The organism is Streptomyces sp. NPDC050759 (assembly GCF_044456945.1).
Classification (GTDB): Bacteria; Actinomycetota; Actinomycetes; order Streptomycetales; family Streptomycetaceae; genus Streptomyces.
The window spans coordinates 851,014-865,777 of the sequence record NZ_JBITGI010000001.1 but is presented as its reverse complement, the minus strand read 5'-3'; the positions used below and the strand labels follow the sequence as shown (position 1 = coordinate 865,777).

The window sequence follows — 14,764 nt, the reverse complement described above, 5'->3', positions numbered from 1 at the left end:
GTGGGCGGCATGGAGAACACAACGGGGATCAGCCGGGCACAGTTCCTGACGGGAGCGGCGGCACTGGGGGCGGCGGCGGTGCTGCCGGCCGGCCGCGCGGAGGCGACCGGGCGGGGGCTGAAACGCCACGGCGTCGTCTACACCGTCGGCGAGGGCGAGACCCCCGCCACCGCCTGGAACGCCGCTCGCATGCGCGCCGACGTCCGCGCCATCCGCGACGACCTGCACGCCGACACCCTCGACGTCACCGGTGACGGTGTCGAACGCCTCACCGCCACCGCCGCCGAGGCCGCCGAACGCGGGCTGCACGTCTGGCTCCAGCCCACCCTCGGGGACGTCCCGCGGCGGGACATCCTCGACCACCTCGCCGAGTGCGGCCGGTTCGCGGAGCGGCTGCGCCGGCAGGGCGCGAGCGTCGAGCTCAGCGTGGGCTGCGAGTTCTGGCTGTTCGTGCCGGGGATCGTGCCGGGGGACACGGTCCTGGAGCGCGTCGAGAACCTGATGAAGGGCGCCTTCGACCCGGTGCGGATGCAGCGCGAGCTGGACCGCTTCACCGCGAAGGCGGCCGAGGTGGGTCGCTCGGTCTTCCACGGCCGCCTCAGCTACGCCGCCGCCCAGGACGACGAGGTCGACTGGAACCTGTTCGACGTGGTCGGCATCGACTACTACTCCTTCTTCCGTCAACCACGGGAATACGTCCGGGAGTTGCGGCAGTACCTGCGCTGGGGCAAGCCGGTCGCCATCACCGAGTTCGGCACCTGTACGTTCGTGGGCGCCCCCGAGGCGGGCGGTATGGGCTGGAACATCGTCGACTACGACAAGAACCCGCCGGAGATCAAGGGGAACGTCGTGCGCAGCGAGCACACCCAGGCCGTCTATCTCGCCCAACTCCTCGATGTCTTCGAGTCGATGGGCCTCTACGCGGCGATGGCCTTCGAGTTCCTCACCGCCGACGCCCCCCACCGCCCCGACGACCCCCGCCACGACCTCGACATGGCGAGCTACGGCATCGCCAAGGCGGTCAGGGACCGCCCCGACGACCCGCGTTCGGACTGGCACTGGGAACCGAAGGAGGCGTTCCACGCGCTGGCCCGCCGCTACGGACGGTGCCGTCAGCGGCAGTAGAGGTCCCCGGCGGGCCGCTTGCCGGTGGCCAGGAAGCGGGAGACGGTCGCGTCCCCGCACGCGGTGCCGTTGTCGAGGTAGGCGTCATGGCCGGTGGAGTCGTTGGTGACCATGACGGCCCGCCGGCCGAGCGCCTCGCGGAGCTTGAGGGCACCGCTGAGCGGGGTGGCCGGGTCCCGTTCGTTCTGCACCATCAGGATGTTGGAGGGGCCGCGGTCGGTGACGTGCACCGGCGCCTCCCTCGGCTCCCAGGGCCAGTCGGCGCACGGCATCGCGTTCCTCGGCATGCCCCCGGTCAGCGGGAACTCGGCACGGCTCTTCGCCACGCCCTCGCGGTAGACCGCCGGGTCGCTCGGCCAGTCGGCGTCGTTGCAGATGGTGGCGGCGGCGACCGCGGTGACGTTCTGGAGGACGGCCTCGGGCGGGCCGGCCGGCGCGGGCGGCACCGTGCCCTGCCGGGCGGCGAGGATCAGCCGGGCGAGGGCCGGGTAGTCGTCGGGGTCGTAGAAGGAGTCGAGCATCGTCTGGCGCAGGACGTTGCCGTTGAGCTCCGCCGGGTTGGCGCCCGGCCAGGGGATCGGCTCGCGGTCGAGGCGGGCGGCGAGCTCCAGGAAGAGGGGCCGCACCTCGGCGGCCGTGTCGGCGAGGCGGTCCGGATTGCCGGGCGCGGCGGCCCACTCGGCGAACTCCGGGAAGTTGTCCTCGGCACCCCGCTCGAACGCGGCGAGCCACGCGCGCTCCGCGAGGACGGGGTCCGGGTTGTCGTTGCTGTCCAGGACAACACGGTCGGTGCGCCGCGGGAACAACTGGAGGTAGGCGTCGGTGACATAGGTGCCGTAGGACACGCCCCACGCGGACACCTTGCGCTCGCCGAGTGCGGCGCGCACGCGGTCGAGGTCGCGGGCCTCGTTGAGGGTGCTGATGTGCCGGATGAGCTCGCCGCCGTTGCGGGCGCAGGCCTCGGCGACGCGCTTCCCCGCGGCCATGTTCGCGTCGACCGAGCCGTCGGCGGCGGGCCAGGGCAGCAGGGTCGTCCGGGCCAGGTCCCGCTGTTCGAGCCCGCAGTCGACGGCCGTCGAGGGTGCCATCCCGCGCGGCGCGAACCCGATCAGGTCATAGGCGTCCCGCACGGACTGCGGCAGCTTCTGCCCCTTCTCCGACGGGTCGTTCATGCTGTCACCACCGGGTCCGCCGGGGATCAGCAGCAGGGCACCGCGCCGGGCGTCCGGGTTCTCGCTGCGGATACGGGAGACGGCGATGTCGATCCGCGGGCCGTCCGGGTCGGCGTAGTCCATGGGCACGGAGACGGTCGCGCACCGCTGGCGCGGATCGAGACCGCTGCCCTCGCACTTGGTCCACTTGAGCGCCTGGGCACCGGAGGAGGCGGAGGCGGACAGCGGGGTCACGACCCCGAAGACGACGCCCGAGGCGGCGGCGATCAGGGCGAGGCTTTTCGTCATCTGCTTCATGGGTACGAGCCTGGTGGATCTCCGACGGGGGGCACATCCGGTCAACTGCCGGATTTGCAGGGGGGTTTACCCCCCACAGGACCCTCGGGTCCACACGCCCCCGGGATGTTCGGCGAATGGCCGAAGCAGCGGTGGGGTGTTTGTGCCGGTTCGGTTAGTCTCGGAGTCCCCGACGACGGAGGCGAGGCAGTGGTGGCGGCCAGTGTGGTGGTGATCGGCGCCGGGGTCTCGGGGCTCACCACGGCGGTGTGTCTGGCGGAGGCCGGCCTGGACGTCCGGGTGGACACCGACCGGCTCCCCGGCGCGACGACCTCGGCGGCCGCGGGCGCGATGTGGGATCCGTACCTGGTCGAGCCGCGCGACCTGGTCGACGTCTGGAGTCGGCGGACTCTGGCGGAGCTGACCGCGCTGAGCACGGACCCGGCCGCCGGAATCCGCCTCGTGGAGGGCACACACGAGTCCCGGATCCCCTGTGACATGCCGGCCTGGGGCAGTGTGGTCGGCGCACTCCCGTGCCCACCGGAGGACCTCCGGGACGGCTATGTCACCGGCTGGCGCTACCAGGCGCCGCTCGTCGACATGCCCCGCTATCTGGACCATCTCGTACGACGGCTGGAGCGAGCCGGCGGATCCTTGCGGCAGCGCCGCTACGACACCCTCGGCGAGGCGCTCCGGGAGGCACCGGTGGTCGTCAACTGCGCGGGCGCGCAAGCCCGGTTCCTCGCGGACGATCCGGCGGTGGACGCGGTGCGGGGGCAGCTCGTCGTGGTCGAGAACCCCGGGATCGGGGTCTTCTTCTGCGACGACACCCCCGGCGCGGAGGACCTCACCTACATCTTCCCGCACGCCGACGCGGTGGTCCTGGGCGGCACGGCCGAGCGGGGGAGCTGGGAACTGCGGCCCGACGAGGCGGCGGCCCGGGAGATCGTACGGCGCTGTGCCGCCGTGGAGCCGTCGCTCGCCGACGCCCGGGTGATCGGGCAGCGGGTGGGCCTGCGACCGGTCCGCACCGGCGTCCGGCTCGCGGAGGAGCGGCGGGGCGACCGGCTGCTGGTGCACAACTACGGCCACGGCGGAGCGGGGCTGACCCTGTCCTGGGGCTGTGCCCGCGAGGTCGTGGACCGCGTCCGGGCCACGGCGGGGTCTACGCCCTGACCCTGATCCGCCACTGCCGCCGCTCCGCGATGTCCGCCTCCGCGCCCCGGCGGAAGAGATACAGCCAGGTCCGTGCCGTGAGCGCGGCGATCAGGGCGATGCTCCACGGCCAGCTCGTCGTGTCCGCCGCCACCAGCGCCGCACCGATCGCCGGCGACGCGGCCGTGAACATCTTCAGGGCGAGTTCGGTACGGCTGCCGCGGAACCGGTGGGCGATGGAGAACTCCGACCGCTCGTACCAGCCGATCGCGAGGCTCAGGACGACGGCCAGCATCATGGTGGTCCACGGGTCGCCGCTGGCCTGCGCGTAGGTGACGGGCAGCGAGATCACGAAGGGGAGGACACCGCCGTACTCGGACAGGACGTTCCCCCACTTCATGATCCGGCCGAAAGAGTTGGAGCGGATCCGCGCGAGTTCGCCGGACGCGCTCGCGTAGACGATCAGGGAGAGCACGGTGGCGAAGGTCGCCCCGATGAGCAGCAGCCGTACGTCGTCGGGGAACCGGGTCGAGGAGAAGGCGAAGCCCAGCAGGAAGGTGATGGCGGCGAGGATCGAACCGGAGAAGGCGATACCGGCCGCGGCCTCTCCGGACTGGAGGGCGGCCGGGTCGTCCTTCTCGAACCGGGCGATCTCGAAGGCGGGTTCACCACCGAGGGTGACCAGGGCGGTCACCGCGTGGTCGGAGGGCGCGAGGGACTCGGCGAGCTGCTCCCGCGCGGAGACGGGTACGAGGTGGCGGGCCTCGGGATCGATGTACTCGACGCGGGACTTGTACTGGTAGTGGACGGGGAGCCCGCTCAGGCGCATCACCCTGGTTCCTATGAGTCCGGACGCCAACAGGAGTCGGGTGAGCGTGAGTTGCTCGGTTCTGGCGATCGCGGATATCAGGGGCGGCTCGTCCGACGCACCGAGCAACCGCCGCAGCATCTCGGCCAGGAGCTGTGTGGCCACACCCTGCCGGCGTGCCTCCGCCCGCACGGCGACGACCGTCAGCCGCGCATGCCCCGGCGAGGGCGTCTCGGCGACGACGCAGCCCGCCAGTACTCCGTCGGACACGGCCACGCGCACGAGGTCGCGGGCCACGGCCTCGGCGAGGAGTGCCGGTGAGGGGATGTCCTGCGGCTCACAGGTGTCGGTCAGCAGGGAGCGCAGGCCGGCCAGATCGGCAGGGCGGGCCGCATGGACGGACCACTCGCGCATCGTGTGAAGTCCTCCGCCGCCGACCGGCTCAGGGCGAGGGACGCCTCCGGCGACAGCGCGGCACCCCGGAGCAGATCGTAAGCTCGGCGTGCCCGCGTCCTCCACCACAATCACGGACACCGGCAGCCTGGGGTCCCGCGTAGGCGAGAATGGGCTCATGAGTCTGTTCCGCTACGACGGCATCGCGCCGCGCACCCAGGGTGGAGGCGTGCGATGAGTCTCTTCCGGGACGACGGGGTCGTGCTGCGGACGCAGAAGCTGGGGGAAGCGGACCGGATCATCACGCTGCTCACGCGCGGGCACGGGCGGGTGCGGGCCGTGGCCAGGGGGGTGCGGCGGACCAAGTCGAAGTTCGGGGCGCGGCTTGAGCCCTTCTCGCATGTCGACGTGCAGTTCTTCTCGCGGGGGAGCGAGCTGGTGGGGCGCGGGCTGCCGCTGTGCACGCAGAGCGAGACCATCGCTCCGTACGGTGGCGGGATCGTCTCCGACTACGCCCGGTACACCGCCGGGACGGCCATGCTGGAGACCGCCGAGCGGTTCACCGACCACGAGGGCGAGCCCGCGGTGCAGCAGTATCTGCTGCTGGTCGGGGCCCTGCGGACCCTCGCCCGGGGCGAGCACGCCCCCCACCTCGTGCTCGACGCGTTCCTGCTGCGCTCCCTCGCCGTCAACGGCTACGCGCCCAGCTTCAGCGACTGCGCGAAGTGCGGAATGACCGGGCCGAACCGGTTCTTCTCCGTGGCCGCCGGAGGCTCGGTCTGCGTGGACTGCCGGGTGCCCGGCAGCGTCGTACCGTCGCCGCAGACCCTGGAACTCCTCGCCGCGCTGCTTACGGGAGACTGGGAGACCGCGGACGCGAGTGAGCCGCGGTACGTCCGGGAGGGCAGCGGGCTGGTGTCCGCCTACCTGCACTGGCATCTGGAACGCGGGCTCAGATCCCTGCGTTACGTAGAGAAGCAACCCTGAGAGGGAGACGAGAACCACCATGGTCGTACGCGGGATCCTCGGTCGTCAGCGCCGTGAGTACAAGGCGCCCGAGCCGCACCCGTCCGGCGCCCGGGCGCCCAAGCTCCCCGGTGAGCTGATCCCCGAACATGTGGCGATCGTCATGGACGGGAACGGCCGGTGGGCCAAGGAGCGCGGGCTGCCCAGGACGGAAGGGCACAAGGTCGGCGCCGAGCGGGTCCTCGACGTCCTCCAGGGCGCGATCGAAGCCGGCGTGAAGAACATCTCCCTCTACGCCTTCTCCACCGAGAACTGGAAGCGCTCGCCCGACGAGGTCCGCTTCCTCATGAACTTCAACCGCGACTTCATCCGCAAGACGCGTGACCAGCTCGACGAGCTCGGCGTCCGGGTGCGCTGGGTGGGGCGGATGCCCAAGCTGTGGAAGTCCGTCGCCAAGGAGCTCCAGGTCGCCCAGGAGCAGACCAAGGGCAACGACAAGCTCACCCTGTACTTCTGCATGAACTACGGCGGCCGTGCCGAGATCGCCGATGCCGCGCAGGCCCTCGCCGAGGACGTGAAGGCGGGCCGCCTCGACCCGTCCAAGGTCAACGAGAAGACCCTCGCGAAGTACCTGTACTACCCGGACATGCCCGACGTGGACCTCTTCCTGCGGCCCAGCGGGGAACAGCGCACCTCCAACTACCTGCTCTGGCAGAGCGCCTACGCCGAGATGGTCTTCCAGGACGTCCTGTGGCCCGACTTCGACCGCCGTGACCTGTGGCGGGCGTGTGTCGAGTTCGCCTCCCGGGACCGGCGCTTCGGCGGAGCCGTCCCGAACGAGGAGCTCCTCGCCATGGAGGAAGCGATGAAGGGCGAGCCGGAGGACTGACCTCCGACCCGCCCCGTCGCCGTCGTTCAGGGGATCAGCCTGTCGTCACCGCCGTGTCGTCGATCACGAAGCTGGTCTGGAGCGAGGAGTCCTCGACGCCCGTGAACTTCAGGGCGACCGTCTGACCGGCGAAGGCCGACAGGCTGAAGGACTTCTGGACGTACCCGGAGGCCGCGTTCAGGTTGGAGTACGTGGCCAGGGTCGTCGACCCGGCGGTCACCGTCAGCTTGTCGTACTGCGAGCTGGTGGTGGTCTCCGTGGTGTCGACGTGCAGGTAGAAGGTGAACTTCGTCCCGGTGCAGGCGCTCGGGACCGTCACCGACTGGGAGAGCGTGTCGGTGTGGGGGGAGCCGTAGCCGTCCAGCCACGCCTTGTACGAGCCGGTGCGGGCGGCCTGGCTGCTGGAGTTGGTGATCACTCCGCTGCTCGCGGTCCAGGTCGTGCTGCCCGACTCGAAGCCCTGGTTGCCCAGCAGCTGTGCGGAGGTGCAACTGCCGCCGCCCGACGAGCTCACGGTCCAGGTGAAGGACGCGGTACCGGTGGCTCCGGTGCTGTCGGTCACCGTGACCGTGGTGCTGTAGCTGCCGGCCGTGGTCGGGGTGCCGGAGATCAGCCCTGTGGAGCTGATCGACAGACCGGTCGGCAGTCCGGTGGCGGCGTAGGTCAGTGAGCCGCTGTTGGTGGAGCTGGCCGCAACCTGCAGGCTCACGGCCGTCCCGACCGTGGTGGACTGGCTGCCCGGGTTGGTCACCGTCACGCCGGTCGACGGCACGGTGATGTGGCTGCCGACGTTGATGCCCGCGAAGGCGTTGCCGACCCCGGCGTACTGCGCGGAGCTGGAGCCGTAGAGGGCGGCGGCCGCGTTCAGGGCGGCGGTGCGGGCGCCCGCGTAGGTGGTGCTGGACGTCATGTACGTCGTCAGCGCCTTGTACCAGATCTGCAGGGCGGCGGCCCGGCCGATCCCGGCGACGGCGACACCGTCGGAGGTCGTGCTGTTGTACGTGACCCCGTTGATGGTCTTGCTGCCGCTGCCCTCGGAGAGCAGGTAGAACATGTGGTTCGCGGGCCCGGACGAGTAGTGCACGTCGAGGTTGCCGACGCCCGAGTACCAGCTGTCGGCCGAGCCGCCGTCCTTGCTGGGCTTGTCCATGTACCGCAGCGGCGTGCCGTCGCCGTTGATGTCGATCTTCTCGCCGATGAGGTAGTCGCCCACGTCGGTCGAGTTGTTGGCGTAGAACTCCACGCCGGTGCCGAAGATGTCGGAGGTGGCTTCATTGAGGCCCCCCGACTCACCGGTGTAGTTGAGGCCCGCGGTGTTGGAGGTGACGCCGTGGGTCATCTCGTGCCCGGCCACGTCGAGCGAGGTCAGCGCGTGGGTGCTGCTGGTGCCGTCGCCGTAGGTCATGCAGAAGCAGTCGTCGTCCCAGAAGGCGTTGACGTACGCCGAGCTGTAGTGGACGCGGCTGTAGGCGGCGACCCCGTCGTTCTTGATGCCGCTGCGGCCGAAGGTGTTCTTGTAGAAGTCCCAGGTGGTCTGGGCTCCGTAGTGGGCATCGACACCGGCGGTCTGGGTGTTGGAGCCGGAGCCGGTGCCCCAGACGTCGTCGGCGTCGGTCATCAGGGTGCCGGTGCCCGACGTGCCGTTGTTGAGGCTGTACGTCTTGTGGCCGCCGCGCGAGGTGTCGTACAGCTGGTACGTCGAACCGGACAGCGTGGTGCCCATGGTGACCGTGCCGCTGTACTGGCTGTTGCCGGTGCCGGTCTCGACGCCCTCGAAGCGGGAGAGTTCGGCGCCGGTCGTGGCGTCGGTGATCACGTGCAGCTTGCTGGGCGTGCCGTCGTCCTGGAAGCCGGAGACCACCGTCTCCCAGGCGAGCTTCGGGGTGCCCGAGCCGGCCCAGATCACCTTGCGGGCGCTCTGCGCGGCGGGCTTCTCGGCGTCGAGCGCCTTGGCTGTCCTGAGCGCCTTCGTCTCGGCGGCCGCCTTGCCGAAGGTGGCGGTCGTGGACTTCACCGAGACGGTACGGCGGTTGTTGTTGAAGGTGGTGCTGAGCGTGCCCGTCGCCTGGGCGGCCGGGGGCGTGTGCACGACCAGGTCGCCGCCGAGGACGGGGAGACCGTCGTAGGTGCGCTCGTAGCGGGTGTGGAGGGTGCCGTCGTTGTCCTTGACGACGTCCTTGACGACCAGCTTCTCCTTGGCGCCGAGGCCGAGGGAGCCGGCGGTCGCCCCGGCCCTGCCGGACGCGCTCTTGATCAGTGCGGTGCGCTGGGCGGGGGAAAGCTTGGCTTCCAGACCTCCGGCGCGCAGCGGGCCGGGGTGGGGGGAGGCGGGCCCGGCGGCGGCGGGGACCGTCTGGACGCCTACGGCGAGGAGGGACGCGGCGGCCACCAGGGACGCGGCGACGGCTGATCTTCGTGGGGAGGGTCTCACTCGTACTCCTACTGCTACGACGGGGTGGAGGTGCCGTGCGGGAACTGCGTGAGAGCTGGGGGGAGCGTGGCACTGTTGACCCGGCCATGTCATGCAAAGGAGGCCGAGACAAGGGTTAACCCTCGACTCGGCTGTGATGTCCCTGTGGGGTCAGCCCTGGGCGGTCGCGCAGTCCGCGCAGGTGCCGAAGATCTCCACGGTGTGCGCCACGTTGACGTATCCGTGCTCGGCGGCGATGGCGTCGGCCCACTTCTCGACGGCCGGTCCCTCGACCTCCACCGCCTTGCCGCAGACCCGGCAGACCAGGTGGTGGTGGTGCTCGCCGCTGGAGCAGCGGCGGTAGACGGACTCGCCGTCGGAGGTGCGCAGGACGTCGACCTCGCCCGCGTCGGCGAGGTTCTGGAGCGTGCGGTAGACCGTGGTCAGGCCGACGGCGTCGCCCTTGTGCTTGAGCATGTCGTGCAGTTCCTGCGCGCTGCGGAACTCGTCGACCTCGTCGAGGGCCGCCGCCACGGCGGCCCGCTGCCGGGTCGCGCGGCCCTTCACGGGCGGTCCTGCGGTCGTCACGGGTTCCTCCTTCGATCGGCCTGCCGGGCCATTGTGCCAGCCCGGCCTGTGCCGGGTCAGACGCCGACCGGGCCGTCCGCCTCCCGACTGGCCGGAATCGCACACTCGGCGGGGTCCGGGGCGGGCCGCGCGGCGGCCGCCGCCCGGGCCCGTCGCCTGGCCAGCGGGGTGGCCAGACCGGTCAGTACGACGAAGGCCCCGATGGTCAGCAGCACGATCGTCGCGCCGGGCGGCACGTCCTGGTAGTACGAGGTCACGGTGCCGCCGATCGTCACGGTCACGCCGATCGCCACCGCGATCGCGAAGGTGGCCGCGAAGCTCCGGCTGAGCTGCTGCGCCGCCGCCACCGGCACCACCATCAGCGCGCTCACCAGCAGCAGCCCGACCACGCGCATCGCGACGGTCACCGTCACCGCGGCCGTGACCGCCGTCAGCAGGTTGAGCGCCCGCACGGGCAGACCGGTGACCCGCGCGAACTCCTCGTCCTGGCTGACCGCGAAGAGCTGCCGGCGCAGCCCGAGGGTGACGAGCACCACGAACGCGGCCAGCAGACAGATCGCCGTCACGTCGGACTGGCTCACGGTCGACAGGGAGCCGAAGAGATACGACGTCAGGTTGGCGTTCGAGCCGCCGGGCGCGAGGTTGATGAACATCACGCCGCCGGCCATACCGCCGTAGAAGAGCATCGCGAGGGCGATGTCACCCCGCGTCTTGCCGTACCAGCGGATCAGCTCCATGAGGACCGCACCGAGGACCGAGATCAGGGTCGCCATCCACACCGGCGACCAGGAGAGCAGGAAGCCGAGGCCGACGCCGGTCATCGCGACATGGCCGATGCCGTCGCCCATGAGGGCCTGGCGGCGCTGGACGAGGTAGATGCCGACGGCGGGGGCGGTGATGCCGACCAGGACGGCGGCGAGCAGCGCCCGCTGCATGAAGGCGTAGTCGAGGAAGTCCATCAGCTCAGCAGTCCCGTGCGGATCGGCTCGTGGTCGTGGGGGTGGACGTGGTCATGGCCCGGCAGGGCGTGCTGGCCGACCGCGCGCGGGGGCGGGCCGTCGTGCTGGACGCAGCCGTCGCGCAGGACGACCGCCCGGTCGATCAGGGGTTCCAGCGGGCCGAGTTCGTGCAGCACCAGGAGGACCGTGCTGCCCTGGGCGACCTGTTCCCCGAGCGTCCGCGCGAGCACCTCCTGGCTGGCCAGGTCCACGCCCGCCATCGGCTCGTCCATGATCAGCAGGTCGGGTTCGGCGGCGAGCGCGCGGGCGATCAGCACCCGCTGGTGCTGGCCGCCGGAGAGGGCGTCGACGGAGTCCTTCGCGCGGTCCGCCATGCCGACCAGCTCCAGGGCCCGGCGGACGGCTTCCTTGTCGGTCCTGCGCAGCACACCGAAGCGGGCGCGGGACAGCCGCCCGGAGGAGACGATCTCGGTGACGGTCGCGGGGACGCCGCCCGCGGCGGTGGTGCGCTGCGGGACGTACCCGACCCGCGCCCAGTCCCTGAACCGCCCGCGCGGGGTGCCGAAGAGCTCGATCTCGCCCGCGGACGGGGGCACTTGGCCGATGATCGTGCGGATCGCGGTGGACTTGCCGGAGCCGTTGGCGCCGAGCAGCGCGACGACCTCACCGCGGTGCACGGTGAGGTCGATGCCGCGCAGGACGGGCCGCGAGCCCAGGTCGGCGCGGACTCCGCGCAGCGCGATGACGGGCTCGGTCATGCCGTCCTCCGGTGTCATTTCGCTCCCAGGGCGCTCTGCAGCGCCTTGAGGTTGGCTTCCTGGACCGCGAAGTAGTCCTTGCCGCGGGACTTCTTGGTGATGCCCTCGATCGGGTCGAGGACGTCCGTCTTCAGCCCGGCGTCGGAGGCGATGGTCTTCGCGGTCTTGTCGCTGACGAGCGTCTCGTAGAACAGGGTCGTGACGCCGTCGGCCTTCGCCATCTTCTCAAGGTCCTTGACGCGGTCGGCGCTGGGCTCGGACTCGGGGTCGAGGCCGTTGATGGCCTCCTCGGTGAGGCCGTAGCGCTCGGCGAGGTAGCCGAAGGCGGCGTGCGTGGTGATGAAGACCTTGGTGCCGGTGTTCTTGAGCCCGGTCTCGAACTCGGTGTTGAGCGCGCCGAGCTTCTTCACCAGGGCCGCGGTGTTGGCCTTGTAGTCGGCCGCATGGTCCGGGTCGGCCTTCTCGAAGGCCTTGCCGACGCCCTCGGCGACCTGGGCGTAGCGCACCGGGTCGAGCCAGATGTGGGGGTCGAGGCCGTTGAGTTCGTCGTCGGCGTGGTCGTCGTGCTCGGCCGCGTGGCCGCCGACCTCGTTGCCGTGCTTCTCCAGCTCGGTGAGGGAGGAGGCGTCGATCTTGGTCTTGATCTCGGACTGGCTCACCGCGTCGTCGACGGAGGGCTGGAGGTTCTTGAGGTAGAGCACCGCGTCGGACTCCTGGAGCTGCGCGGTCTGCTTGGCGCTGATCTCCAGGTCGTGCGGCTCCTGACCGGGCTCGGTCAGGCTGGTGACGCTCACATGGTCGCCGCCGATCTGCTCGGCGAGGAAGGCCATCGGGTAGAAGGACGCGACGACGTCGAACTTGCCGGTGCCGCCCGCGGCGGCGCTGTCGGTGGAGCAGGCGGAGAGGCCGGCGAGGGCAGCGGCCGCGGCGACCGTGGGTATGAGGTGACGTCGTACGTTCATGACAGTCATTTTCATCAAATATGGAAACCGTTGTCAACAAACGGGCTGAGCGGCACCGATTTGATTGGGGGGCAGCCTCCGCCGGTAACCTGAAGCATTCGCTCTGAAGCACTGCTCCGTAGAGATTGCTTCGTCGCCCGTCGTCGTAATGAAGAGAGCACCGTGGCCGCCGACAAGATCGACACCATCGTCAGCCTGAGCAAGCGCCGTGGCTTCGTATTCCCCTGCAGTGAGATCTACGGCGGCCAGAAGGCCGCCTGGGACTACGGACCGCTGGGTGTCGAGCTCAAGGAGAACCTGAAGCGCCAGTGGTGGCGTTACATGGTGACGTCCCGCGAGGACGTGGTCGGTATCGACTCGTCCGTGATCCTGGCCCCCGAGGTCTGGGTCGCGTCCGGTCACGTCGCCACCTTCTCCGACCCGCTCACCGAGTGCACCTCGTGCCACAAGCGGTTCCGCGCGGACCACCTGATCGAGGCCTACGAGGCCAAGCACAAGCGCGAGCCGGAGAACGGCCTGGCGGACATCAACTGCCCCAACTGCGGCAACAAGGGCCAGTTCACCGAGCCCAAGCAGTTCTCGGGTCTGCTCTCCACCCACCTCGGCCCGACCCAGGACACCGGCTCCATCGCCTACCTGCGCCCCGAGACCGCCCAGGGCATCTTCACCAACTTCGCCCAGGTGCAGGTCGCTTCGCGCAAGAAGCCGCCGTTCGGCATCGCGCAGATGGGCAAGTCCTTCCGCAACGAGATCACGCCCGGCAACTTCATCTTCCGCACCCGCGAGTTCGAGCAGATGGAGATGGAGTTCTTCGTCAAGCCGGGCGAGGACGAGAAGTGGCAGGAGTACTGGATGGAGCAGCGCTGGAACTGGTACACGGGCCTGGGTCTCCGCGAGGAGAACATGCGCTGGTACGAGCACCCGGCCGAGAAGCTCTCGCACTACTCCAAGCGCACCGCCGACATCGAGTACCGCTTCCAGTTCGGCGGCAACGAGTGGGGTGAGCTGGAGGGTGTGGCCAACCGCACCGACTACGACCTCGGCGCCCACTCCAAGGCCTCCGGCCAGGACCTCGCCTACTACGACCAGGAGGCCGGCGAGCGCTGGACGCCGTACGTCATCGAGCCCGCGGCGGGTGTCGGCCGCGCGATGCTGGCGTTCCTGCTCGACGCGTACGTCGAGGACGAGGCGCCCAACGCCAAGGGCAAGCTGGAGAAGCGCACCGTGCTGCGCCTCGACCACCGCCTGGCCCCGGTGAAGGTCGCGGTCCTCCCGCTCTCCCGCAACGCCGAGCTGTCCCCGAAGGCCAAGGGTCTCGCGCAGGCGCTGCGCCAGAACTGGAACATCGAGTTCGACGACGCCGGCGCCATCGGCCGCCGTTACCGGCGCCAGGACGAGATCGGTACGCCGTACTGCGTCACGGTCGACTTCGACACGCTCGAGGACAACGCGGTGACGGTCCGCGAGCGGGACTCCATGAAGCAGGAGCGGGTGTCCCTCGACCAGATCGAGGGTTACCTGGCCGGGCGTCTCGTCGGCTGCTAGCTCCACCCGCTGGTCTTTGGCCCCCGATACAGGTCTCGCTTTGGCCCTGTGTCGGGGGCCGTTCCGTGTCCAGGCTGGCCCCATGAGCCTCGCCTTTCTCCTCACCACCCTCGTCGTGGTCGCCACTCCCGGCACCGGAGTCGTCTACACGCTCGCCGCCGGACTCTCCCGTGGCCCTCGCGCGAGCGTCGTCGCCGCGTTCGCCTGCACGCTCGGGATCGTGCCGCACGTCCTGGCCACCGTCACCGGGCTCGCCGCACTGCTGAACGCGAGCGCGGTGGCGTTCCAGGCGGTCAAGTACGCCGGGGTCGCCTACCTCCTGTACATGGCCTGGGCCACCGTGCGGGACAAGGAGGTGATCGAGGTCGACCAGGGCGGCGCGCCCCTGTCCGCGGGACGTGTGATCGCCCGGGGCGTGCTGATCAACCTCCTCAACCCGAAGCTGACGATCTTCTTCTTCGCGTTCCTGCCCCAGTTCGTGAGCCCGACCGAGCCCCACGCCCTGCCGCGCATGCTCGTGCTGAGCGGCGTCTTCATGCTCGCGACCTTCGTGGTCTTCGCCGCCTACGGGGTGCTCGCGGCCTCGGTCCGCAGCCATGTGATCTCCCGGCCCCGGGTCATGGCCTGGCTGCGGCGGAGCTTCGCGGCGTCCTTCGTGCTGCTGGGGGCCAAGCTGGCCACGACCGACGCGTGACCCGTGCACGGTGGATGACAGCTGACAGATATTGAAATCTGTCAGCTGTCATGGCAGGCTGGAC

The 14,764-nt window shown here is 70.3% G+C and carries 13 protein-coding genes; 6 read left to right on the top strand and 7 right to left on the bottom strand.

The window, feature by feature from the left end; genetic code table 11:
* Positions 1-9 precede the first annotated feature (9 nt).
* On the top strand, positions 10-1,125 hold the full coding sequence (locus tag ACIBJB_RS03835; RefSeq protein WP_398926160.1) for an abortive phage infection protein: 1,116 nt from the start codon (positions 10-12) through the stop codon (positions 1,123-1,125).
* Here ACIBJB_RS03835 and ACIBJB_RS03830 read toward each other — a convergent pair.
* Positions 1,113-2,594: an alpha/beta hydrolase gene (locus tag ACIBJB_RS03830; protein WP_398926158.1), complete on the bottom strand. Its 1,482-nt coding sequence runs from the start codon at positions 2,592-2,594 to the stop codon at positions 1,113-1,115. The two genes, ACIBJB_RS03835 and ACIBJB_RS03830, sit on opposite strands and share 13 nt — an antisense overlap.
* Before the next feature lie 192 nt (positions 2,595-2,786).
* Here ACIBJB_RS03830 and ACIBJB_RS03825 point away from each other — a divergent pair, with 192 nt between their 5' ends.
* Positions 2,787-3,749, top strand: a complete 963-nt coding sequence (locus tag ACIBJB_RS03825; RefSeq protein ID WP_398926156.1) for an FAD-dependent oxidoreductase — start codon at positions 2,787-2,789, stop codon at positions 3,747-3,749.
* Here ACIBJB_RS03825 and ACIBJB_RS03820 read toward each other — a convergent pair.
* Positions 3,739-4,950, bottom strand: a complete 1,212-nt coding sequence (locus ACIBJB_RS03820) for a GNAT family N-acetyltransferase (RefSeq protein ID WP_398926154.1) — start codon at positions 4,948-4,950, stop codon at positions 3,739-3,741. The genes ACIBJB_RS03825 and ACIBJB_RS03820 overlap by 11 nt on opposite strands.
* A gap of 213 nt (positions 4,951-5,163) precedes the next feature.
* Here ACIBJB_RS03820 and recO point away from each other — a divergent pair, with 213 nt between their 5' ends.
* Positions 5,164-5,916: a DNA repair protein RecO gene (gene recO, locus ACIBJB_RS03815; protein WP_266523220.1), complete on the top strand. Its 753-nt coding sequence runs from the start codon at positions 5,164-5,166 to the stop codon at positions 5,914-5,916.
* A gap of 19 nt (positions 5,917-5,935) precedes the next feature.
* Positions 5,936-6,784 (top strand): isoprenyl transferase, encoded by an 849-nt coding sequence (locus ACIBJB_RS03810; protein WP_398926151.1) that lies wholly within the window; start codon positions 5,936-5,938, stop codon positions 6,782-6,784.
* 34 nt (positions 6,785-6,818) lie between these two features.
* On the opposite strand, the gene ACIBJB_RS03805 is transcribed toward ACIBJB_RS03810, so the two are convergent.
* From ACIBJB_RS03805 to ACIBJB_RS03785, 5 genes are all read right to left on the bottom strand, one after another.
* Positions 6,819-9,173 (bottom strand): M4 family metallopeptidase, encoded by a 2,355-nt coding sequence (locus ACIBJB_RS03805; RefSeq protein WP_398926829.1) that lies wholly within the window; start codon positions 9,171-9,173, stop codon positions 6,819-6,821.
* A gap of 192 nt (positions 9,174-9,365) precedes the next feature.
* Complete coding sequence (locus ACIBJB_RS03800) at positions 9,366-9,782, bottom strand: Fur family transcriptional regulator (RefSeq protein ID WP_398926149.1); 417 nt, start codon at positions 9,780-9,782, stop codon at positions 9,366-9,368.
* A 56-nt stretch (positions 9,783-9,838) separates the two neighbouring features.
* Positions 9,839-10,741, bottom strand: coding sequence for a metal ABC transporter permease (locus ACIBJB_RS03795; protein WP_398926147.1), 903 nt, complete (start codon positions 10,739-10,741; stop codon positions 9,839-9,841).
* Positions 10,741-11,517, bottom strand: a complete 777-nt coding sequence (locus ACIBJB_RS03790) for a metal ABC transporter ATP-binding protein (RefSeq protein WP_398926145.1) — start codon at positions 11,515-11,517, stop codon at positions 10,741-10,743. Before ACIBJB_RS03790 ends, ACIBJB_RS03795 begins: the two co-directional genes overlap by 1 nt.
* Positions 11,514-12,461 (bottom strand): metal ABC transporter substrate-binding protein, encoded by a 948-nt coding sequence (locus ACIBJB_RS03785; protein ID WP_398926144.1) that lies wholly within the window; start codon positions 12,459-12,461, stop codon positions 11,514-11,516. The genes ACIBJB_RS03790 and ACIBJB_RS03785 overlap by 4 nt, the downstream gene beginning before the upstream one ends.
* Positions 12,462-12,623: 162 nt before the next feature.
* Here ACIBJB_RS03785 and ACIBJB_RS03780 point away from each other — a divergent pair, with 162 nt between their 5' ends.
* A complete protein-coding gene (locus ACIBJB_RS03780; RefSeq protein ID WP_057615743.1) occupies positions 12,624-14,006 on the top strand; it encodes a glycine--tRNA ligase in 1,383 nt (460 codons plus the stop codon).
* An 82-nt stretch (positions 14,007-14,088) separates the two neighbouring features.
* Positions 14,089-14,700: a LysE family translocator gene (locus ACIBJB_RS03775; RefSeq protein WP_355750449.1), complete on the top strand. Its 612-nt coding sequence runs from the start codon at positions 14,089-14,091 to the stop codon at positions 14,698-14,700.
* The last annotated feature ends 64 nt before the right edge of the window (positions 14,701-14,764 follow it).